The sequence below is a fragment of the Ruminococcus sp. RTP21484sp1_RTP21281st1_A8_RTP21281_210402 genome, assembly GCF_040914025.1.
In the GTDB taxonomy this organism is placed as follows: Bacteria; Bacillota; Clostridia; order Lachnospirales; family Lachnospiraceae; genus Blautia_A; species Blautia_A faecis.
The window spans coordinates 1-21972 of the sequence record NZ_JBCPGE010000056.1; the positions used below are offsets into that span (position 1 = coordinate 1).

Genomic DNA, 21972 nt, shown 5'->3' on the forward strand with positions numbered 1-21972 from the left:
ATATTATTGTGATCGGAGATAATGATGAGGACATGGAGCTTGCTGTGCGGGAACTGATGCGTACTCAGGGAGGCTATACGATCGTAGAGAATCATAAAGTATTTGACACGCTTGCCCTTCCTGTAATGGGACTGATGAGTGATAATGGTTTTGAGAAAGACAATGAGACTCTTGGGCGAATGATCCATAAAGCTCATGAAATGGGTGTGAAAGACGGTCATGATCCGTTTATTACGCTGTCCTTTATGGCTTTGCCGGTTATTCCGCAGATCCGAATTACACCAAGAGGCGTTTTTGATGTGGAAGCGTGGAAGTTTTTATAAGATACCAGGATTGCGGGAGTGCAATACACGAGACGGTTGTCTTGTTTTGAACGAAACCCCGAAACCTATTTAAAAACTGTGACGGAATATAAACCCGTAGATTTTCAGCCCTCTGCCTTTTCATTGGCAGAGGGCCGTTTTTTGCTTAACAGTTATTGAGCATCCCTTAATTGCTCTACAACACTGCATTTCGCTGCGTTGTCATACATCATGCAAGGAATCAGCCACCCCAGCAGAAGAAATACCGGAATTGTCAGCAGGACAGGCAGAATGGTGAATCGATACTCAAAGAACCAGAACATACTGCCCAGCATTTTTCCTGCAAGAGGTCCCACCGCCAGCGACAGAATAAAAGCCACCGCTACGGAGGACATTGCGTAAAACAATCCCTCGTAGATCAGCATGGTTTTGAGCTGCCGGTTCGTCATTCCTACAGCCTGAAGCACAGCAAATTCACGGCGGCGGGAAAGAATACCGGTCATCATGGCGTTGAAGAAATTTAAGAGTCCCACCAGCCCAATGATAGCACAGAGGATACCACCTATCAGAAGGAACATCTGCCGGAACTGAGCAAATTCAGAGCGAGCCGTGGCCTTGCTTTCATACATCAAGGGCGAAAACTCACCGGCAGTGAGCTTCGATAGATATTGCTCTGCTTCGGCCTCGTCCGCTTCGTCCGCTGTGTCGAACAGGTAGAGCAGCGGAATGGCCGCACCACCGCTGTCCCGCTGTGCGGTATCCACAGACAAAACTGTCTCATATCCAATACCACCATAACGATAACTCATGGAATACGGAAGCTCTACCAAGGCGCAGACCGTGTACGCTACATCTCTGGCTCCATACAGTTTTTCCTGAAGGTACTCCTCCGGTGTATCTTCGGTGCAGAGTTCCCCGGTGCGGCTGTCGATATATTTCACATCGTCCGCATAGGTAGCGGTGATCGTGTCTCCCACCTTGGGGTAGTATTCAAGATTGGGCAGATTACCGTAGTCATCTAAGGAAACCGCAATGGCAATGGCGTTATTGTCCGGCTCCAACATGGGAGAAATATCTCCGTCGAACACTTGCAGCTTGTCAAACAGACTGTTATCCAGAGCCTCAATTCTGGTCTTTCCCATCACCATATTGCCCCGGTGCTCCAGACGGCTCATATGGCTGTCCAACTGCTCGGCGTTTTCGAACCATGCATAGTCCTGCCGCAGAGCATCCTCCGTCATCCACAGATATGCGGGTTTTCGCACAGCATATCCCGTGCCGGAAAGACTGGCCTTTGTGTTTGCTGCGATCTCTCCGATCTGTTCTGGCGTGATGAATTCATCTGCTGAGTTGTAACGGAAATAGTCGGGCGTGCTGACGATAAAATCGGCGCAGGTCTTGGCGGATACATACTTCTCCATGCTGAAGCCGCCCACAAAGGTACACAGTGCATTGAACAGTGTCACCGACAGTGCCAGAGACACCACCACCAGTACCGTCTTTTTCTTGTTTCGTCCCAAATTGGCAAAGGCCATCTGATGGAGCTTCGCTCCCCGGGTGCTGCGCTGTTTTTTCTTGGTCTGCATTGCATCCGTATATTTGGTAGCCTCCACCGGAGAGACCTTAGCTGCCATTTTTCCGGGCTTGGAACAGGACAAAAGCACCGTCAACAAGGCGAACAGCATAGAACCAAGGAAGATCACAGGCGATGTGCTGATGGTGGTGATGCCTGCATCCAACTGGGTGGAGCGCAAGACAACAGGCACCAGAACAGCGCCGATGCCGTAGCCCAGCAGCAGCCCTGCCGGAATGCCGATCAGACAAAGCAGAAGTGCCTGCTGGCGAATGATACGTTTGAGCTGCCGGGGCGTTGTGCCAATGGTTTTCAGAAGTCCGTAAAACCGGATATCCCCTGCAACAGAGATCTGAAAAATGTTATAGATGATAAGATACCCCGTGAAAATCACCAGCAGCAAAAAAGCTGCTATGGCGATCACAAGTTCCGGATCAAGCTTCGACTCCAGCTGGGATGAGGTATATCCCCAGTTGACGCCGATCCGGACGCTGTTGGGATCGGTATAGCTGTCCCATGTGTAGCCAAGATCGGTATCCACCTGCTCCATCTGCCCTTGAATGTTTGTGCCGGAGGCCAGCATGACATTCAAATCGGTGCGGAAAGGCTGTAAACCTGTTTTCACTGCCTGCGCTTCGATGTCATCTGCGTAATCACGGCTGATGTTGATGTAATGAACAGGCATTAGTTCATCATAGTCCCAATAGCCCACCAGCGTAAAGGTATCTGTTACAGTAAAGGCGGTTTGATCCTTGTCCGTAATGGAATAGGAAACCGTGACCTCGGCACCCAGCTCCGGCGTTACGCCAAGCAGCTGCAACGCTGCCGTATCCATGGCTACCTCTTTGCCGCTTTCGGGCATCCGTCCGGTAGTAGGGGTTGCATAGCTCCATTTAGTGCAGTTGGCATCCATGTAGCTGATCTCTGCCGGTATTTTGGCAAAGCCCCCCTCCGCAGTGATACCGATTACCTTCCGTACCCCCGCAGCCTTCACCTTTGGGTGGGCAGCGATGCGTTCCGCCTGCTCGGGGGAAACATCCTTAAAGGTGCCGTGTGCATAGCCGCCTACCTGCCGAAACTGGTAGGTTTCATAGCTGGCGTTCAGTGACAAGACAATGGTGAACATGGAAGTAAATAGCAGCGTTGTCAGCGCAATGGCAAAAATGGCGATCAGATTGCGACGACGGTTCGCATAAAGAGATTTTAAGCTGAGTTTTCGAATACATTTTCGATTTTTGACATTCATCGTAGCCACCTCCCGTTAGTTCTGGGAGACGATCCGACCATCTTCGATACGGATAATGCGGTCTGCCATCTGCGCAATTTCTTCGTTGTGAGTGATCATTACGATTGTCTGGGCGAACTTTTGACTGGTGACTTTCAAAAGGCTCAATACATCCTGGCTGGTTTTGGAATCCAGATTGCCGGTGGGTTCATCTGCCAGAATGATAGCGGGTGCTGCCGCCAGCGCACGGGCAATGGCTACTCGCTGCTGTTGACCGCCTGAGAGCTGATTGGGCAGCGCATCCAGACGGTCGCTCAGTCCAAGCGTCTGCACGATCTGCTGTACGAAATCCTTATTGACCTTGCCACCGTCCAGCTCAATGGGTAGAACAATATTTTCATACACATTCAGCACCGGAACAAGATTATATGCTTGGAACACAAAGCCAATTTTTCTACGGCGGAAGATGGTCAGGGCTTCATCCTTCAGGGAGAAAATATCCTGTCCGTCCACCATGACCGTGCCGCTTGTAGGGCGATCCAGCCCGCCCAGCATGTGCAGCAGCGTGGATTTGCCGGAGCCGGATGTGCCGACAATTGCAACAAATTCGCCCTTCTTTACACTTAAATCAACTCCATCCAACGCATGAACTGCGTTATTGCCGGAGCCATAAATCTTTTTCAGGTTTTTTGCCTGTAAAACTTCCATAAATGAGTACCTCCATGAAAAAATATGTATGTATGAAAGAAAATGATCCTTTGATACATACAGATTATCGCATAGGAATCTTTCCACATTCTTTCCGGCGGAAAATGAAATCTAACAGTTTTGATAGAATTGTTGTTATTTCGGCAGAAATATGGAAAACGTACTTCCTTTTCCCGGAACGGAAGCAACCTTGATATAACCGCCCTCGCCGGATATGATCTGTCGGGCAAGGTATAAGCCAATGCCGACCCCTTCTTGTTTCTGCACACTATTTGAGCGGTAAAAACGGGCAAATATCTTTGCTTGCTCAGTTTCCGGGATGCCTGAACCGGTATCCGATATATCGATCCTTGCAAACATTTCATAGCTTACAGCAGAAATAGTAATGGTGCCATGCTCTGTATATTTGATGGCATTGTCTACGATATTAGCCAGCGCTTCCGCTGTCCATTTGAAGTCGAATACAGCAAAAGTATCGGTATCCTGCAGTTGCAAAGACAAACCTTTTTCAGAAGCCTTGGCGGCATATTGTTCTACTACGCTTTCAAGCAGAGGTTGCAACGCTACTTGCTGGGGGGCGAGTGAAATGATCCCGTTTTCCAGTCTGGAAAGCTTTACGAGAGAATCGATCAGAAATCGCAGCTTCTCCGATTGTTTATACAGTGCCTCCACATTTGCCTTCGCCGATGCAGGCATAGTTTCCTCCATCAGAAGCTCGCTGTATAACAGCAGGTTTGCAATCGGCGTTTTTGTCTGGTGGGAGATGTCCGCAATCAAGGTTTTGATTTTGTCTTTTTCCTGCGCTATGTTTTGAGAAGATGCTTCTGCGGCAGAAAGATAGTGCGCAAACTTTGTTTCCAATGCAGATAGCTGGCTTTCATCAAAATTGGTTTCAGAAAAGGAGCCGGTCATGGCAGCGTCCAGCATCCTTTCGATTTCTTCCATCGTTTTTCTGACCTTTCTCCGCTCCCATAATACAACAGCTGCCGCCGCCAGAAAACACAGCAGCAGGATCACAATGCCGGTTTTATTCATCTTTTGTCACCCAGCTATAACCGATTCCGTAGATGGTTTTAATGTATTTCTGTGCGCCAAGCTTATCCCTCAGACGCTTGATCGTAACAGACAAAGCATTTTCATCCACATATTCTGCGCCATCTGTCCAGATCCGGTCGACAAGGTCTCCACGGGTCATGGTTCGGCCTCGGTTTTCAACAAGCAGACGCAGTAATTTTTGTTCTGTTTTGCTCAATTCAACTTTTGAATCTCCCACATAAAAGGTCATAGCCTCAAAGTCAAAGTGAAATAGATCCATATGGAACGGCGCATTTTTATGGTTTGACGCTTGCTTTCGCAGTTGGGTATTCACCCTTGCACGCAAAACCGAAAGAGAAAAGGGCTTGGTAATATAATCATCAGCGCCTCTCTCCAGTCCGTCTACGATGTCCAGATCGGTGTCATTGGCAGTCAGCAGAATAACAGGAATTCCGGGCAGGTTTTCCTTGACCTCCCGAAGCAGCTCAAGCCCACTGCCATCCGGCAGATTGATATCCAGCAGGATCAGGGATACACCGCCGCAAAGCAGCTGTTCCTTCGCCGTTTTTAGGTCTTGGCAGGATATAATCTGACGGTCATCTGCTTTCAGTGCTTTACTTAAACCCTGATTCAACCCTATATCATCTTCAATAATCAATAATTGTTCCATGTATCTCACTCCCTCGTTATTCAAATGCCACCATTATTTCCTTGGGCAATTTTTCGTTCTCACAGTTCAGAAGATAGGCTATTGGCTATTGCTCTGTTTGCAAATTTGTTTGTTTTCGCTGTATCCCAATCAGCAAGCCGGATGATCTATGCTGTGCCGTTTTTTTACTTTCTTAATTGTATCATGCTAATGTAAAGAAATCCATATTCTCTAAAAAGTTGTCCTGTTTTTTGAAACAGGGTTGTTACTGTTCACTGGTAACATTCCGCGAGGCGTTTTTTGTGAACAAAGTTCACAGAAAACCCGAGAATTGCGGCGCGAAATCATGCGAATGCATGATTTCTGTGCATCGCGAAGCGCGTTACTGTGAACGGAGTGAACAGTAACACAGGGTTAGCCCCTGAACAGCAACAAGGCATTAATAAGAACTGAAAAACATAAAAAAACATCTTGATTTTCATGAATACTTATGATATGATATCGCTCAAAGAAAAGGGAGTAGCGGCCATGAAGAGATAAAAGGAAATCCATTTTTTCTGAATGGTGCATAAATGCGTCAGAACGGTAGATGAAACTACCCGCATTATGAGATAATCAGCGAGACTTTTATTTCAGGCATTATAACAGTGCCTGGGATAAAAGTCTTTTTTTTCCCTTTTTGAACGCTTTACAACTATTGTTAGTAAGAGAGATGGAGGAGAAAAATGAGTAAGCGAAATGGAAAAATGAAATATCTGGCAATCGGTGCTATTGGGCTTATAGCGGCAGGGGGATTGGCTCTGGATACAACTTACCAGATTCAGGAGCAGGAACAGGCAGTACTCACAACCTTTGGAGTGCCAAAGGCAGTGAATGAAACGGGATTACATTTCAAAGTCCCTTTTGTACAGCAGGTGCAGAAGGTAAATACCACGATCCAGGGATTTCCAATAGGATACAGTATGGGGAACAATGCGGTGGTGGAAAATGAAGGAATCATGATCACTTCGGATTACAATTTTATTGATGTGGATTTCTTTGTAGAATATCGAATTTCAGAACCTGTAAAATACCTTTACACCTCTGAGCAGCCGGAAGAGATTTTAAAAAATATTGCGCAAAGCTGTATCCGAACTGTAATAGCAAGCTATAACGTGGATGAGGTTCTGACCACCGGAAAAGGAGAAATCCAGAGCAAGATCAAAGAAATGATTTTGAATCAGATGGAGGAACAGGATCTGGGAATTCAATTGGTCAACATAACAATACAGGATTCCGAGCCGCCTACTGAAGAAGTGATGAAAGCATTTAAAGAGGTGGAAACTGCGAAACAGGGAAAAGAAACGGCGCTTAACAATGCTAATAAATACAGGAACGAAAAGCTTCCCGAAGCGCAGGCCCAGGCAGACCAGATTATTCAGGATGCGGAGGCACAAAAACAGGTGAGGATCAATGAGGCAGAAGCTGAGGTGGCAAGATTTAATGCAATGTATGAGGAATATGTGAAGAATCCGGAGACCACAAAAATGCGAATGTTCTATGAAACCATGGAAGATGTGTTGCCTGGTATGAAGATTGTGATCGACAACGGAAGTGGCGTGGAAAAGATATTGCCGCTGGATTCTTTTTCCGGAGACTGGAAAACAGAAGAAGATACAAGTGAAGAAACTAAGTGAAGTTAAGATAAGTATCTGATAGAAAGGATAAAAAATTATGAAAATGAAAAAAGCGGCACTTATAGCAGGCATTCTCGGAGCAGTAATAATCGGTTCTTCCATAACTATAACCCAACAAAATGAATACAAGCTGATCCGTCAGTTTGGTAAAGTTGACAGAGTGATCTGCGAACCGGGAATCAGCTTTAAAATTCCATTGATAGAAAGAACACAGTCTTTACCAAAGGAAACGTTGTTATATGATTTGGAAGCATCTGATGTGATTACCAAGGACAAGAAAACCATGATCAGTGACAGCTATGTTTTGTGGAGAATCACAGATCCCCTTAAATTTGCACAGACTCTGAACTCTTCTTTGGAAAACAGCGAGAGCCGAATTAATACGGCCGTATATAATGCCACAAAAAATGTGATCAGCAGTCTTTCCCAGGACAGAGTGATCACAAGCCGGGACGGAGAATTATCGGATATGGTGATGGAAGCCATTGGAGATAATATGGAACAATATGGAATAGAGCTGATTAAATTTGAAACAAAGCAGCTGGATCTGCCGGACGATAATAAGGCTGCTGTGTATGAGAGAATGATCTCAGAGCGTGATAATATTGCTGCTACATATAAAGCAGAAGGCGATTCAGAAGCAAAGGTAATCCAGAACAAGACGGATAAGGAAGTGACCATTCAGATTTCAGATGCGAAGAAGCAGGCTGAGATTTTGAAGGCAGAAGGGGAACAGGAATATATGAAAATTCTTTCCCAGGCTTATGGGGAAGATGAGAGAAGTGAATTTTATTCCTTCGTAAGAAGTCTTGAAGCACTGAAAGCTTCTATGCAAGGAGAAAACAAGACCGTTATTTTGTCATCGGATTCCCCGATTGCTCAGATTTTTGAGGGAAAATAATAAAAATTCTTGCATCTGCCGGTATTGACGTATATCATAAGGTACATAAGGAGTGACAAAAGATGGCGATAGTGAGAAAACACATATATTTTTCCGGGCAGGTGCAGGGCGTTGGATTTCGTTACCGTGCCAAAAATGCGGCGAGAGCCAATGATCTTACCGGCTGGGTGGACAATCTGTGGGATGGCAGAGTGGAAATGGAAGTCCAGGGAGAGCTTTCCGGAATTGAGCGTATGATTCAGGAAATCGAGATGGGAAGTTTCATCCGGATTGAGAATTATCAGATGGAAGACCTGCCTGTGGATGAAAGGGAGTGGAGCTTTTATTCGAAATAAAAAGGGATGCCAGGAGCAATGGGAATTTTGCTTCTGGTATTTTTTTGTGTAATAGGAATATTACGGAGTAATTTCCTATTACACAAAAAACGCTCCGCGAGCAAATAGCAAAGCGGATATTGAAAAAACAGGATTGACATTCAGAAACATGCCCCTTATAATTAGTTCGTGCACGAACAGTTCGAACCCGAACAGTTCGCACATGAACTATTTTGTATGGAAGTATATGAAAGAAGGGAAAGATGGAGAAAAAGAAGAAAACTGGTCCTGATGAGTGCTGCAGGGCGGAACGGCAAATAGGGTATGAGGTTCGTACTCTCAATCAGGTAATTGGGCGTCTGGTGAATTCGTATCAGTCCAAGGTGGATGAAAAAGCCGGAATTAACCGCATGCAGGGGTGGATCATTGGTTATCTGTACCGACATTCAGAAGAGGCTGTTTTCCAGAAAGACCTGGAAGCAGAATTTCAGATGGCGCGTTCTACTGCTTCAGGAATCCTTCAGGCAATGGAGAAGAAAGGGCTTATTACCAGAGAACCTATTCCAAGAGATGCCAGACTGAAGCGTCTGGTGCTTACAGAAAAGGGAATGGAATTTCAGATGGAAATTATGGAGAATTTTGACCGGATCCAGAAAGTATTGAAGTCTGACATTCCCCAGGAAAAACTGGAATGCTTCCTGGAAGTTCTGGACATGATCCGGGAAAATGCCCAAAGAGAGTGCTGTCTGCGGGATGAAAACTAACAAAAAAGAAAGGGGAGAACCTGATGATAAAGACATTACTTGCCCAGGTAAAGGAGTTTAAGAAGGCCTCCTTCCTCACACCGGTATTTATGATACTGGAGGTTGTGGTGGAGACAATGATTCCTCTTGTAATGGCAGATATGATCGACAACGGTGTGGAAGCCGGTAATATCAGTTATCTTTACAGAAAGGGTGCCATTATGGCGCTTCTTGCTGTTGCAGGACTTGTTACCGGTATTCTTGGGGGAAAATACGGAGCATACGCATCCTCCGGTTTTGCCCGTAATCTTCGTAAAGCAATGTATACTAACATTCAGACATTTTCATTTTCAAACATTGACAAGTTCAGTACTGCAAGTCTGATCACACGTCTGACTACAGACGTGACCAACCTGCAGAATGCATACCAGATGATCCTGCGTATGTGTACCCGTGCCCCGGCCAGTCTGATCTGTGCCATGGCGATGGCGTTTATGATCAATGCAAGGGTTGCCAGCATTTACCTGATTGCTGTTATTTTTCTTGGATGTTTTCTCGTATTTATTATGAAAAAGGCGACTAAGTATTTCCGGGAAGTATTTGAGAAATATGACGATTTAAATGCCAGCGTGCAGGAGAATATCAGCGCAGTCCGCGTTGTGAAGGCTTATGTACGTGAGGAATATGAGACCACTAAGTTTCAGAAAGCCTGCAATAAAGTTTACGAAATGTTTGTAAGAGCTGAGAAGCTGGTAGTTATGAATATGCCGGTTATGCAGTTTACAGTCTATGCATGTATTCTTGGAATCAGCTGGCTTGGTGCGAACATGATCGTTGGCGGCAGTCTGACTACAGGTGAATTGATGAGTCTTCTTACATATTGTATGAATATTCTTATGAGCCTTATGATGCTTTCCATGGTATTTGTTATGGTCACCATGAGCGCAGCAAGTGCAGAGCGTGTAACTGAGGTTATCAATGAAACAGCAGATCTTCATGATCCGCAGGATCCGGTTATGGAAGTTGCAGACGGAAGTATTGAATTTGATCATGTGGATTTCAGCTATAAGAAGGACAGTAAGGAGCCGGTGCTGAAGGATATCAATCTTTCTATCCGCGCAGGAGAAACTATTGGTATTATCGGTGGAACCGGAAGTGCCAAGTCCAGTCTGGTAAACCTGATCAGCCGTCTTTATGATGTGAGCTCCGGATCAGTGAAAGTTGGCGGCGTGGATGTGCGTGACTACCATATGGATAGTCTGCGTAACCAGGTAGCAGTTGTACTTCAGAAGAATGTGCTGTTTTCCGGTACCATTCTGGAGAATCTGCGCTGGGGAAATAAAGAGGCTTCGGAGAAAGAGTGCCGCAGAGCGTGTCAGCTTTCCTGTGCGGATGACTTCATTGAGAAAATGCCGGACAAATACAATACTTATATTGAGCAGGGCGGAACCAATGTTTCCGGCGGTCAGAAACAGCGTCTGTGTATCGCCAGAGCTCTTCTTAAGAAACCCAAAGTACTGATTCTGGATGATTCCACAAGTGCGGTAGATACTGCCACAGATGCACGTATCCGAAGAGCTTTTGCAGAAGAAATTCCGGATACTACCAAGCTGATCATTGCACAGCGTATTTCCAGTATTCAGAGTGCGGACAGGATCATTGTCATGGATGAGGGAAAAATCAGCGGATTTGGAACTCATGAGGAACTGATGAAAACCAATGCCATTTATCAGGAGGTTTATAATTCACAGATAAAGGGTGGTGGAGATTTTGATGAGAATAGAGGAGGTGAGCAGGCATGAGCAATGAAAGACCGATAAAGAAGCCAGGCCGCAGCGGGGCAGCCTTCCGTTCAGGCCCTATGGTAGAGAATCCGGGCAAGATGCTTGGAAGACTGATGGGGTATATTTTTAAGAACTACAGGATCCATATTATTGTAGTTGTGATCGGCATTGTGGTAAGTGTTCTTGCCAATGTGCAGGGAACCATGTTTATGAAGACTTTGATTGACCAGTATATCATGCCTATGCTTCAATCTGAGACTCCGGATTTCCATCCTCTTGCAATGGCAATTCTTCGTGTAGCCTGTTTTTATGCAATTGGGGTGGCGTGCACATATACGTACAACCGTCTGATGATCTATGTCAGTCAGGGCACCCTACGCAATCTTCGAAATGAGATGTTTGAGCGCATGGAAACACTTCCTGTTAAATATTTTGATACACATGCACATGGCGATATCATGTCTATCTACACCAATGATATTGATACACTGCGCCAGATGATCAGCCAGAGTATTCCACAGCTGATTTCCAGTGTGATTACCATTGTCAGTGTATTGGTAAGTATGATTATTTTGAATGTGCCTCTTACCATCGTGACTCTGGTCATGGTTGGAGTGATGCTGGTGGCAAGTAAAAATCTTGCAGGACTCAGCGGCAAGTATTTCATGGAGCAGCAGAAGAATCTTGGTATTGTAAATGGTTACATCGAGGAAATGATGGAAGGCCAGAAGGTTGTAAAGGTATTCTGCCATGAGGAAGAAAGCCTTGAGAAGTTTAATGAGCTGAATGACCAGCTGTTTGAGAGCGCGAATAATGCCAATAAATTTGCAAACGTGCTGATGCCTACCTGTGCACAGATTGGGAATATCAGCTATGTGCTGTGTGCCATTGTTGGCGGCGTGCTGGCAGTAAATGGTGTGGGTGGATTTACTCTTGGCGGCCTGGCAAGTTTTCTTACTTTTAACAAGAGCTTCAGCCAGCCGATCAATCAGGTAAGCCAGCAGTTTAACAGTATTGTTATGGCACTTGCCGGAGCGAAGCGTATCTTCGACCTTCTGGACGAGAAGCCGGAGGTAGATGACGGATATGTGACCCTGGTAAATGTGAAAGAAGAGAATGGTAAGCTGGTTGAGTCCGAGAAACGTACAGGACGCTGGGCATGGAAGCATTTTCACAAAGCCACTGGCAAAACAGATTATATCGAATTGAAAGGTGATATTGTTCTGGATGGCGTTGACTTCGGATATCGTGATGACAAGATCGTGCTTCACGATGTGAAGATGTATGCGAAGCCAGGACAGAAAATTGCATTTGTCGGCTCCACGGGTGCCGGTAAGACGACAATTACCAATCTTCTGAATCGTTTCTATGATATTCAGGATGGTAAGATCCGTTATGATGGCATCAATATAAATAAGATCAAAAAGGGTGATCTGAGACGTTCCATGGGTATCGTTCTTCAGGATACTAATCTGTTTACTGCTACCGTTATGGAGAATATCCGTTATGGAAAACTGGATGCCACAGATGAGGAAGTTATTGCAGCTGCCAGGCTGGCGAATGCGGATGGTTTTATCCGAAGACTGCCGGATGGTTATCATACTATGCTTCGCAATAATGGTGCTAATTTAAGCCAGGGACAGAGACAGCTGCTTGCAATCGCCAGGGCGGCAGTAGCAGATCCGCCGGTTCTGATCCTGGATGAGGCTACCAGCTCTATTGATACCCGTACAGAGAAGCTTGTACAGGATGGTATGGATAAGCTGATGGAAGGCAGAACTACATTTGCAATTGCACATAGGTTATCCACAGTCAGAAACAGTGACTGTATTATGGTTCTGGAGCAGGGACGTGTTATTGAGAGAGGCTCTCATGATGAGTTAATTGCGCAGAAAGGTAAATATTATCAGCTGTATAATGGGTGATATGGGGTAAATAAGTAAGAGGTAACGTTTGGAAGGTTCAAGCGTTACCTCTTACTTTGGGTTTTGGAAGATTTAGAGCGTGTTATTTTTCACTGGCAGTTTCTTTCTGCGGTAGCTGGGCAAGAACGATAGCCCCGAACATTACCACACAACCGATGATTTCCCGGGTGCTTAATTTCTGTCCTAAGATAATCCAGCCGGCGAGGACAGAGATGCAGGATTCCAGACTGAGAATCAGGGAGGCTACGGTTGGGTTTATATTTTTCTGGCCCACGATCTGGAGGGTGTAGGCGACACCGCAGGACATAACGCCGGCATAGAGAGTAGCGCCCCAGGCACCATTGAATGAAGAAAGACTGGGATGCTCCAGAATTATGGCTGGGATAGCAGTGAGGATTCCGCAGACCAGAAACTGGATGCAAGACATTTTTACTCCATCTGTCTTTGGTGAAAAGTAGTCAATGACCAGAATGTGCAGGGAAAACAGGAAAGCACAGATCAGGACCAGAAAGTCTCCCTTTCCAATGGAAAAGCCGTCTGTGATGCAAAGCAGATAGAGACCAATCAGTGCCATTACAACCGCAACCCAGATAAAAGGACTGCATTTCTTTTTCATAAAAAGTCCAAGGATCGGGACGATGATAATGTAGCATGCAGTGAGAAAACCTGCTTTTCCAACGGAGGTGTACTGGATACCAAACTGTTGGAAGTTGGAAGCAAGACACAGGCAGATACCGCAGATTATGCCGCCGGCAATTAAGGTTTTGTTGCGGGAAAATGGATTTGAACCGCTGGATGCCATTGGCTGTCTGTCGGATTCTGTGAAATCAGCTGAATTGCTCTGTGGATTTATTTTATTGAGCAGTAAAATAACCGGGATCAGCACCAGAGAACCGATAATGTTTCTTGTGGCATTGAAAGTGAGAGGGCCGACAGCTTCACCGCCCTCACTTTGTGCTACAAAGGCGATTCCCCAGATCGTTGCTGTCAAAAGGAGAAGCAGTGAATTTTTTAATGGTATTTGTTGTTTTTTCATAATGAATTATCCCCTCGTAAAATTTACAAAAATGCCCTCCTTTAACAGGAGGGGCATCATCGTTTAAATTATCTTTCCATCATGCTGATGGATTCAATTCCTACACTTCCACCTCGGACTACTTCGATGCGGCCGAATTCTTCTTTGATCAGTTTGACAACTGCATCATTTTTGGTCGCTGTCTGTACGAATTCCAGAAGCAGGCTGTCTTTACCGTAATCAATGACTCTGGCTTTGAAAGTCTCAGCAATCTGGAATAATTCAACTTTGTCCTCAGAAGAGCAGTTAAAAACCTTGATGTAAAGAATCTCTTTCATGCGGACGAACATATTGGTGAAATCAATAACTTTGATGACTTCTACCATTCGGTTCAGCTGTTTCTTGATCTGTTCGAACGTTTCATCGTCGCTTACAGTTCCGATGGTCATTCGGGAAACGGTAGGATCCTCTGTAGTACCAACGGTGAGGCTGTCCAGGTTATAGCTTTTGCCGGAGAAAAGTCCGGAAATCTTGGACAGAACACCTACCTGGTTTTCTACGTAGAGGGAAATCCATCTTTTTTTCATGCCTTTATCTGCCATTGGATAAACCTCCTGTTAATTAACAATCCATAATTAAATCTTCCAGTGTTCCGCCAGGCTTTACCATCGGATAAACCATTTCTTCAGGATCAATGATGAACTCGATCAGAGTCGGAACTTTGGTATTTTTCTTTGCTTCTTCAAAGGCTGCGGCAACCTCATTTTTATTGAAAACCCGGATCCCTTTGGCACCGTAGCTTTCTGCCAGCTTTACAAAATCCGGTGTATATTTCGGGTATTCCTCGCCATTTGTACGGCGGGAAAGGGCACCGGAGCGAAGATTGGTCATGCTGTAGCGTTTGCCATAGAAAAGCTTCTGCCACTGACGAACCATACCAAGATATTCGTTATTAAATACACAAAGGATCAGTGGAAGCTCTTCCAGAACAGCTGTGGCAAATTCCTGAATATTCATCTGCATTCCACCGTCGCCGGAAATAACAATAACCGGTTTGTCCGGATTACCGATCTTTGCGCCTACACCACCGGGAAAACCGTATCCCATGGTGCCAAGTCCTCCGGACATAACAAGCTGTTTGCCTGGTGTGATCTCAGCATACTGGGAAACCAGCATCTGGTGTTGTCCGACATCCGTGACAATGATGGCTTCTTCAAACTGGCAGTTGATCTGGTTAATGATGTCAACCGGACTTAATCTGTCATTTGGACGCATTACAAGAGGATGTTCCTGCTTCCAGCTGTTTATCTCACTGTTCCATTTTTTGCTGGCATAGTCGGAAACGTATTCGGACATTTTTGCAAGGGCATCTTTTGCATCTGCAACGATTGGAATATCTACCTGGATGTTTCTGGAAATAGAGGCCGTGTCAATGTCAATATGGATAATCTGGGCATTAGGGGCAAATTCATGAAGCTTTCCTGTGATTCGGTCGTTAAAACGTGTTCCAATGGAAAAAAGTACGTCACAGTTGCTTACAGCCATATTGGCTGCATAGGCACCGTGCATGCCAAGGTTTCCGATAAAAAGCGGATGGTTGGTAGGGATTGCACCTCGTCCCATAATAGTAGTTACAACCGGAACACCGGTCTTTTCCACTACTTCCTGGAATACCTTATTGGCATGGGAAATATTGATTCCGCCGCCTGCCAGGAAGAGAGGCTTCTTTGCCTTGGAAAGTGTTTTGATCGCACGTTTCAGCTGTCCGATGTGGACACTGGTGTTTGGCTTGTAGCCGCGGATATTTACGCTCTTTGGATATTCTGCACTGCCCAGTTCAGCCATTACATCCTTGGGCAGGTCAATGAGAACCGGTCCAGGGCGTCCGGTACGTGCAATATAGAAGGCTTCCTTGATGATACGTCCAAGATCTTCACGGTTGCGTACAGTGACTCCATACTTGGTAATACTGCGGGTAATTCCTACAATATCAACTTCCTGGAATGCATCGTTTCCAATCAGATGACGTGCTACCTGACCGGTGAAGCACACCAGAGGAACGCTGTCGTAATTGGCTGTAGCAAGGCCTGTGACAAGGTTGGTAGCACCAGGACCGCTTGTTACAAGACATACGCCAACTTTTCCAGTGGTACGTGCGTAAGCATCGGCTGCGTGAACCAGTGCCTGCTCGTGACGTGGAAGGATTACGGTGACATCATCCTGTTTGTATAATTCATCGCTGATATCAATGGTACATGCTCCGGGATAACCGAAAACGTACTCAACACCTTCTTCTTTCAGTGCTTTTACCAGCAGCTTATTGCCTGATATCTGTTTCATTTAGTGAAGATACCTCCTTTTCGCCGGGGAAAAACCCCACAATATAATTATAAAAAAATCTCCCACAAGTTGTGACGCACATCTTGCAGAAAGCCTTTTTCAAACACGCTCTAGAGCAAACGATATTTAATCAATATTATAGCGTTAACGTGGAAAAGTGTCAATAAAGTTCACAGAAAACCAGAGAATTGCGGCGCGAAATCATGCAAAGCATGATTCTTTTGCATCGCGAAGCGTGTTACTGGAGTAACACGTTGAATTAAAAGAGGTGGGAAAAAGAAAGGGATAACTGGTCAAAAAGTGGATTTTGTGGTAAGATATGCAGAACAAAAGTGTACTGAGAAAGAAAGGAGGAGGTTGAAAATAGTGGAACTAAATAAGGAAAATATGAAAAAGATAAGGTGGCTGATCGCTTTTTCAGTGCTTCTGTATCTGGGAGTGCAGAATCTGGATGTGGTGCTGAAGTATGTGAAAATTGTGTGGGGACTTCTTCTGCCATTTGTGTTGGGTGGAGCTATGGCGTTTGTGCTGAATGTACCTATGGCATTTATTGAGCGACATGTTTTTGGAAAAGCAAAGGAAAAAGAAGACAGGAAGGGACGCGCAGCAGCAAAATTTGCAAGACCGGTTAGTCTGATCTTTTCCATTGTTCTGGTGGTGATGGCGATTCTCGTTGTAGTACTGATTGTGGCACCGGAGCTTGGAAGAACTCTGGTAAATGTTGTGAAAAAGGTGGAAGAAGATATTCCGTTAGTTCAGAAATGGCTGACAGATACCTTCCAGAGTGATTCTGAAATTGTGAAATGGGCATCTACCATAGAAATTGATCCGCAGAAAATTATTGATTCTATTGTGAGCGTTTTGAGAAGTGGGGCGGACAATCTGGTATCTTCCACTATTACCGTGACTATGGGACTGGTGAGTATGGCTATGAATTTTGCAATTGGTTTTGTGTTTTCCTGTTATGTGCTCCTTCAGAAAGAGAAGCTGGGCAGGCAGGTCCTGAAAGCGGCTTATGCGATCTTACCTGTGAAAACAGTGGAATATCTGGGACATGTTTGTACACTGGCAAGTAAGGTGTTTTCAAGCTTTATTACCGGGCAGTGCATAGAGGCGGTGATCCTGGGAAGCATGTTCTTTGTTTCCATGACGATCGGAAGATTTCCATATGCAATGCTGATCGGAGTGCTGATCAGTTTTACGGCGCTGATTCCTGTGTTTGGCGGAATTATTGGATGCTGGGTGGGATTTTTCCTGATTTTGATGGTAAGTCCTCTGAAAGCTTTGGCATTTCTTATATTGTTCTTGATCCTGCAGCAGATTGAGGGAAATCTGATCTATCCTCACGTAGTTGGAAACTCTGTGGGACTGCCGGCAATCTGGGTACTGGTTGCAGTGACTCTGGGCGGAAATCTTATGGGAATTGTGGGAATGCTGATTTTTATTCCGTTGGTGTCTGTAATTTATACATTGTTTAAGGAATGGGTGTCTGAGAGGCTGGAGCAGAAGAAGGTAAAAATCAGTTGAGAAAATTTTTAATGAGCGCTGGATGCTAAATAAAATAAGCGCTGGAAAATAATTGGTTTACATAAAACAAAAAAGCTGCAAAAAAACATCTCCGGGAGGATTAAGAACTTCCGGAGATATTTTTTGCTTATTTTTATGAAGATCAGTCGTTGGTCTGTTTCTGACTTTCTACTTCTGCAAGCTTCATTGCACGAACTTTCAGCGGCAGACCGAACAGAGTGATGAATCCGTCTGCATCATGGTGATCGTACATATCACCTGTTGTGAAGGAAGCAAGAGATTCATTGTAAAGGCTGTATGGAGAAGTGGTTCCGGCTTTGATGATGTTGCCTTTATAAAGTTTGAATTTTACTTCACCAGTTACATATTTCTGTGTGGACTCTACGAATGCCTGGATTGCCTCACGAAGTGGTGTGAACCATTTTCCTTCGTAAACAACCTGAGCCAGCTGGCTGCCAAGTTTCTTCTTGGTTTCCAGAGTTTCACGATCAAGGATCAGTTCCTCAAGCTGTTCATGTGCTTCCATAAGGATTGTTCCACCAGGAGTCTCGTAAACACCACGGGATTTCATACCTACAACACGGTTCTCAACGATATCGATAATGCCGATTCCGTTCTCGCCGCCAAGCTTATTCAGCTCTGTGATGATCTCGGAAACTTTCATTGCCTTTCCATTTAAGGTCTTTGGAACACCTGCCTCAAATGTCATGGTGATTTCGGTCTCTTTATCCGGAGCTTTCTTAGGTGTTACGCTGAGTACTAACATATCATCATAGTTTGGAGCCTGCGCCGGATCCTCAAGCTCAAGTCCCTCATGGCTGATGTGCCACAGGTTACGGTCACGGCTGTAGCTGTGTTTTGCATCGAATGGAAGGTTGATACCATGAGCCTGGCAGAACGCGATCTCGTCTTCACGGGACTGCATGGTCCAAACGTCAGTCATACGCCATGGAGCAATGATTTTGATGTCTGGTGCAAGAGCTTTGATTCCAAGCTCGAAACGGATCTGGTCATTTCCTTTACCAGTTGCGCCGTGACAGATTGCAACTGCGTTCTCTTTTCTTGCGATCTCAACCAGTTTCTTGGCAATAGCAGGACGTGCCATGGAAGTACCAAGAAGATATTTGTGTTCGTATACAGCACCTGCCTCAACACATGGCATAATATAGTTGTCGCAGAAGTCATCTACGATATCCTCAATATATAATTTGGAAGCTCCGGAAAGCTTTGCTCTTTCCTCAAGTCCGTCCAGCTCATTTCCCTGTCCGCAGTTAACGCAGCAGCAGACAACATCATAATCAAATGTTTCTTTCAGCCACGGAATCAATGCTGTGGTATCAAGTCCGCCTGAATATGCAAGTACAACTTTTTCTTTCATAATATTTACCTCTTTTCTTTTATCCCTCTGAAACAGATAGGGTTATAAAGCATATTAAATTTTGAATAAATATTCATCGCGATAACGGCTCTTACGTTCTGTACGTTATTCACAAAAAATAATATACAACAATACTCATAAATATGCAATAGTAAATTTGAAAAAAATTTATAAAAACTTTGCATAAAAATGCATCATATAATAGGTAAATACGCGTTGAAATGCACAAAAAAAGATAGATTGAATGGAAAATAAGGAAAAAATGACTATTGCATAATATGCAAAGAAGATGTATAATTCATTCATCATTGTTTATAAAGCACATGTTACTGTTCACTCCGTTCACAAAACGGACATTGTTGCCAGTGAACAGAGTAACAAGTATGAGTTCTAGAGCCTGTTTGAAAAAGCATGCTTTTGACACCATAATAATGGAGGACACTAAAATGATAAAAGCTGGAATTATTGGAGCAACCGGTTATGCGGGAAATGAAATTGTACGTCTCCTTCTGGGACATAAAAATGTGGAAGTAGCATGGTATGGATCAAGAAGCTACATTGATAAAAAATATGCAGGAATTTATCAGAACTTTTTTAAGCTGGTAGATGCAAAATGTATGGACGATAACATGGAAGCTCTGGCAGATGAGGTTGATGTGATTTTCACTGCAACACCGCAGGGGCTGTGTGCTTCTCTTGTAAATGAGGGAATCCTTTCCAGAGCGAAAGTAATTGATTTAAGTGCAGACTTCCGTATTAAAGATGTGAAGAAATATGAAAAATGGTACGGAATTGAGCACAAATCCCCTCAGTTTATTGATGAAGCTGTGTACGGATTATGTGAGATTAACCGCGAGGACATCAAAAAAGCCCGTCTGATCGCGAATCCGGGATGCTATCCAACTTGTTCTACACTTTCTATTTACCCATTGTTAAAGGCCGGAATGATTGATCCGAACACGATTATTATTGATGCTAAATCCGGAACAACGGGTGCTGGAAGAGGGGCTAAGGTTGATAATCTTTATTGTGAAGTAAATGAAAATATCAAGGCTTACGGTGTTGCTACACACAGACATACACCAGAGATCGAAGACCAGTTAGGATATGCCTGCGGACAGGAAGTGACCATTAATTTTACCCCGCATCTTGTTCCAATGAACAGAGGCATTCTGGTTACAGCATACGCTTCCCTGACAAAGGATGTGACCTACGAAGAAGTAAAAGCTGCTTATGATGCATGTTATGAGAATGAGACATTTGTGAGGGTTCTGGATAAGGATGTGTGTCCGCAGACAAAGTGGGTAGAGGGCAGTAATTACGTGGATGTGAACTTCAAGATCGATCCGAGAACCCACAGAATCATCATGATGGGAGCTATTGACAACCTGGTAAAAGGTGCTGCCGGACAGGCAGTTCAGAATATGAATCTGATGTTTGGGTTTGATGAAGCGGAAGGATTATTACAGGTTCCGATGTATCCGTAAAAGTGAAATTGGAGACAGGCTCCGGGCATGGTTTCAGGACTGAGTTACATCAAAAAATAAACATATAATTTGCCTGATCGGGCAAAGGAGGAGTATCAATATGGAAATAATTACAGGTGGTGTTACCGCAGCAAAGGGGTTTAAAGCAGCAGCGGCAGCAGCAGAAATTAAATACAAAGGCCGTACAGATATGGCCATGGTTTACAGTGAAGTTCCATGTGTTGCGGCTGGTACTTTTACAACAAATGTGGTGAAGGCAGCTCCGGTAAAATGGGATCAGAATGTGATCTATAATCACCCATCTGCACAGGCTGTGATCTGCAACAGCGGTATTGCAAATGCATGTACCGGAGCAGAAGGATATGGCTATTGTAAGGCGACTGCTGATGCAGCGTCTGAGATACTTGGAATCCCGGCAGATAGCGTGCTGGTTGCATCTACAGGCGTGATTGGAATGCAGATTCCGATTGACAGAATTGTAAATGGTGTAAAGGCTATGGCTCCGAAGCTTGACGGTTCTTTAGAGGCCGGAACAGAGGCAGCCAAGGCTATTATGACTACAGATACCGTAAAAAAAGAGGTTGCTGTACAGATCGAAATTGGTGGAAAAACAGTAACAGTTGGCGGTATGTGCAAGGGATCCGGAATGATCCATCCTAATATGTGTACCATGCTTGGATTTGTCACAACAGATGCTGCAATTTCCAAAGAAATGCTTCAAAAAGCACTAAGTGCTAATATTAAAGATACTTTTAATATGGTTTCTGTAGATGGTGATACTTCCACAAATGACACTGTTCTTCTCCTTGCAAATGGCATGGCAGGCAATTTTGAGATCACAGAAGAGGGTGCTGATTTTGATAAATTTATGGAGGCTTTGAATTATATTAATACCTGTTTGTCAAAGAAAATTGCAGGTGACGGAGAGGGCGCGACTGCACTTTTTGAAGTGAAAATTGTGGGCGCTAAGACAAAAGAAGATGCAGTTACGCTTAGCAAATCCGTAGTAACTTCTTCTCTTACAAAGGCTGCAATTTATGGCCACGATGCAAACTGGGGAAGGATTTTGTGTGCTATGGGATATTCAGGAGTGCAGTTTGATCCGGAAAAAGTTGACCTTTATTTTGAGAGCCGTGCGGGAAAATTAAAGATTATTGAGAACGGTGTTTCAACAGGATATGATGAAGCAGAAGCAACCAGAATCCTGTCTGAGGACGAGGTGACGGCTATTGCAGATGTGAAGATGGGTGACGCGAAAGCAACTGCATGGGGCTGTGATCTTACTTATGATTATGTGAAAATTAATGCAGATTATCGTTCTTGATATTAAAGCCTGAGAGTGTGTAAATTAGATGCCAGAGGAAGACTGAAAGGCATGCAGTTGTAGGAC

The 21972-nt window shown here is 44.6% G+C and carries 19 protein-coding genes; 11 read left to right on the forward strand and 8 right to left on the reverse strand.

Features of this window, described 5'->3' with window-relative positions; all coding sequences use genetic code 11:
- Window positions 1-323, forward strand: a 323-nt coding sequence (locus AB5170_RS19465) for an adenine deaminase C-terminal domain-containing protein (RefSeq protein ID WP_368365139.1), incomplete at its 5' end; no start/stop codon positions are given.
- A gap of 152 nt (window positions 324-475) precedes the next feature.
- Here the strand turns inward: AB5170_RS19465 and AB5170_RS19470 are convergent.
- From AB5170_RS19470 to AB5170_RS19485, 4 genes are all read right to left on the reverse strand, one after another.
- Complete coding sequence (locus AB5170_RS19470; RefSeq protein ID WP_368365140.1) at window positions 476-3121, reverse strand: ABC transporter permease; 2646 nt, start codon at window positions 3119-3121, stop codon at window positions 476-478.
- A gap of 15 nt (window positions 3122-3136) precedes the next feature.
- Entirely contained in the window at window positions 3137-3808 is a 672-nt protein-coding gene (locus AB5170_RS19475; protein WP_195992003.1) for an ABC transporter ATP-binding protein, read from the reverse strand.
- A gap of 135 nt (window positions 3809-3943) precedes the next feature.
- A complete protein-coding gene (locus AB5170_RS19480; RefSeq protein ID WP_368362031.1) occupies window positions 3944-4843 on the reverse strand; it encodes a sensor histidine kinase in 900 nt (299 codons plus the stop codon).
- Window positions 4836-5513 (reverse strand): response regulator transcription factor, encoded by a 678-nt coding sequence (locus AB5170_RS19485; RefSeq protein ID WP_148461752.1) that lies wholly within the window; start codon window positions 5511-5513, stop codon window positions 4836-4838. The genes AB5170_RS19480 and AB5170_RS19485 overlap by 8 nt, the downstream gene beginning before the upstream one ends.
- Window positions 5514-6217: 704 nt before the next feature.
- Here AB5170_RS19485 and hflK point away from each other — a divergent pair.
- The 6 genes from hflK to AB5170_RS19515 all read left to right on the forward strand — a co-directional run bounded on the left by hflK (window position 6218) and on the right by AB5170_RS19515 (window position 12835).
- Window positions 6218-7168, forward strand: a complete 951-nt coding sequence (gene hflK / locus AB5170_RS19490; RefSeq protein ID WP_173769614.1) for an FtsH protease activity modulator HflK — start codon at window positions 6218-6220, stop codon at window positions 7166-7168.
- Between the two features lie 37 nt (window positions 7169-7205).
- Window positions 7206-8069, forward strand: a complete 864-nt coding sequence (gene hflC, locus AB5170_RS19495; RefSeq protein WP_118579775.1) for a protease modulator HflC — start codon at window positions 7206-7208, stop codon at window positions 8067-8069.
- A gap of 62 nt (window positions 8070-8131) precedes the next feature.
- Window positions 8132-8404, forward strand: a complete 273-nt coding sequence (locus AB5170_RS19500) for an acylphosphatase (RefSeq protein WP_118579773.1) — start codon at window positions 8132-8134, stop codon at window positions 8402-8404.
- A gap of 242 nt (window positions 8405-8646) precedes the next feature.
- Window positions 8647-9147: a MarR family winged helix-turn-helix transcriptional regulator gene (locus AB5170_RS19505; protein WP_148461750.1), complete on the forward strand. Its 501-nt coding sequence runs from the start codon at window positions 8647-8649 to the stop codon at window positions 9145-9147.
- 23 nt (window positions 9148-9170) lie between these two features.
- Window positions 9171-10928 carry an ABC transporter ATP-binding protein gene (locus tag AB5170_RS19510; RefSeq protein WP_118579767.1) on the forward strand — a complete coding sequence of 586 codons (1758 nt, stop codon included), beginning with the start codon at window positions 9171-9173 and terminating at the stop codon, window positions 10926-10928.
- Window positions 10925-12835, forward strand: a complete 1911-nt coding sequence (locus AB5170_RS19515; protein ID WP_368361573.1) for an ABC transporter ATP-binding protein — start codon at window positions 10925-10927, stop codon at window positions 12833-12835. The genes AB5170_RS19510 and AB5170_RS19515 overlap by 4 nt, the downstream gene beginning before the upstream one ends.
- An 82-nt stretch (window positions 12836-12917) precedes the next feature.
- On the opposite strand, the gene AB5170_RS19520 is transcribed toward AB5170_RS19515, so the two are convergent.
- The 3 genes from AB5170_RS19520 to ilvB all read right to left on the reverse strand — a co-directional run bounded on the left by AB5170_RS19520 (window position 12918) and on the right by ilvB (window position 16190).
- Entirely contained in the window at window positions 12918-13871 is a 954-nt protein-coding gene (locus AB5170_RS19520) for a DMT family transporter (protein ID WP_207742906.1), read from the reverse strand.
- Between the two features lie 68 nt (window positions 13872-13939).
- Window positions 13940-14452, reverse strand: a complete 513-nt coding sequence (gene ilvN, locus AB5170_RS19525; protein ID WP_118579761.1) for an acetolactate synthase small subunit — start codon at window positions 14450-14452, stop codon at window positions 13940-13942.
- 19 nt (window positions 14453-14471) lie between these two features.
- A complete protein-coding gene (ilvB, locus tag AB5170_RS19530) occupies window positions 14472-16190 on the reverse strand; it encodes a biosynthetic-type acetolactate synthase large subunit (protein WP_187566215.1) in 1719 nt (572 codons plus the stop codon).
- A 49-nt stretch (window positions 16191-16239) separates the two neighbouring features.
- Between ilvB and AB5170_RS19535 the strand changes: the two genes are divergently transcribed.
- Both AB5170_RS19535 and AB5170_RS19540 read left to right on the forward strand, forming a co-directional pair.
- Complete coding sequence (locus AB5170_RS19535; RefSeq protein WP_368072561.1) at window positions 16240-16320, forward strand: DUF6783 domain-containing protein; 81 nt, start codon at window positions 16240-16242, stop codon at window positions 16318-16320.
- 236 nt (window positions 16321-16556) lie between these two features.
- Entirely contained in the window at window positions 16557-17717 is a 1161-nt protein-coding gene (locus tag AB5170_RS19540; RefSeq protein WP_368361574.1) for an AI-2E family transporter, read from the forward strand.
- 142 nt (window positions 17718-17859) lie between these two features.
- Here AB5170_RS19540 and AB5170_RS19545 read toward each other — a convergent pair whose 3' ends face one another.
- Window positions 17860-19095: an argininosuccinate synthase gene (locus AB5170_RS19545; protein WP_173716156.1), complete on the reverse strand. Its 1236-nt coding sequence runs from the start codon at window positions 19093-19095 to the stop codon at window positions 17860-17862.
- A gap of 446 nt (window positions 19096-19541) precedes the next feature.
- Between AB5170_RS19545 and argC the strand changes: the two genes are divergently transcribed.
- Both argC and argJ read left to right on the forward strand, forming a co-directional pair.
- The gene (argC, locus tag AB5170_RS19550; protein WP_148461744.1) at window positions 19542-20582 is read left to right on the forward strand and encodes an N-acetyl-gamma-glutamyl-phosphate reductase; all 1041 of its coding nucleotides are present in this window, start codon (window positions 19542-19544) and stop codon (window positions 20580-20582) included.
- 100 nt (window positions 20583-20682) lie between these two features.
- Window positions 20683-21906 (forward strand): bifunctional glutamate N-acetyltransferase/amino-acid acetyltransferase ArgJ, encoded by a 1224-nt coding sequence (gene argJ / locus AB5170_RS19555; protein ID WP_173769617.1) that lies wholly within the window; start codon window positions 20683-20685, stop codon window positions 21904-21906.
- Window positions 21907-21972: the final 66 nt, after the last annotated feature.

What these genes read in the sequence shown, in the direction of transcription:
- AB5170_RS19470 (WP_368365140.1), bottom strand. Translation starts at nt 3,121, where the DNA reads ATGAATGTCAAAAATCGAAAATGTATTCGAAAACTCAGCTTAAAATCT.
- AB5170_RS19475 (WP_195992003.1), bottom strand. Translation starts at nt 3,808, where the DNA reads ATGGAAGTTTTACAGGCAAAAAACCTGAAAAAGATTTATGGCTCCGGC.
- AB5170_RS19480 (WP_368362031.1), bottom strand. Translation starts at nt 4,843, where the DNA reads ATGAATAAAACCGGCATTGTGATCCTGCTGCTGTGTTTTCTGGCGGCG.
- AB5170_RS19485 (WP_148461752.1), bottom strand. Translation starts at nt 5,513, where the DNA reads ATGGAACAATTATTGATTATTGAAGATGATATAGGGTTGAATCAGGGT.
- hflK (WP_173769614.1), top strand. Translation starts at nt 6,218, where the DNA reads ATGAGTAAGCGAAATGGAAAAATGAAATATCTGGCAATCGGTGCTATT.
- hflC (WP_118579775.1), top strand. Translation starts at nt 7,206, where the DNA reads ATGAAAATGAAAAAAGCGGCACTTATAGCAGGCATTCTCGGAGCAGTA.
- AB5170_RS19500 (WP_118579773.1), top strand. Translation starts at nt 8,132, where the DNA reads ATGGCGATAGTGAGAAAACACATATATTTTTCCGGGCAGGTGCAGGGC.
- AB5170_RS19505 (WP_148461750.1), top strand. Translation starts at nt 8,647, where the DNA reads ATGGAGAAAAAGAAGAAAACTGGTCCTGATGAGTGCTGCAGGGCGGAA.
- AB5170_RS19510 (WP_118579767.1), top strand. Translation starts at nt 9,171, where the DNA reads ATGATAAAGACATTACTTGCCCAGGTAAAGGAGTTTAAGAAGGCCTCC.
- AB5170_RS19515 (WP_368361573.1), top strand. Translation starts at nt 10,925, where the DNA reads ATGAGCAATGAAAGACCGATAAAGAAGCCAGGCCGCAGCGGGGCAGCC.
- AB5170_RS19520 (WP_207742906.1), bottom strand. Translation starts at nt 13,871, where the DNA reads ATGAAAAAACAACAAATACCATTAAAAAATTCACTGCTTCTCCTTTTG.
- ilvN (WP_118579761.1), bottom strand. Translation starts at nt 14,452, where the DNA reads ATGGCAGATAAAGGCATGAAAAAAAGATGGATTTCCCTCTACGTAGAA.
- ilvB (WP_187566215.1), bottom strand. Translation starts at nt 16,190, where the DNA reads ATGAAACAGATATCAGGCAATAAGCTGCTGGTAAAAGCACTGAAAGAA.
- AB5170_RS19545 (WP_173716156.1), bottom strand. Translation starts at nt 19,095, where the DNA reads ATGAAAGAAAAAGTTGTACTTGCATATTCAGGCGGACTTGATACCACA.
- argC (WP_148461744.1), top strand. Translation starts at nt 19,542, where the DNA reads ATGATAAAAGCTGGAATTATTGGAGCAACCGGTTATGCGGGAAATGAA.
- argJ (WP_173769617.1), top strand. Translation starts at nt 20,683, where the DNA reads ATGGAAATAATTACAGGTGGTGTTACCGCAGCAAAGGGGTTTAAAGCA.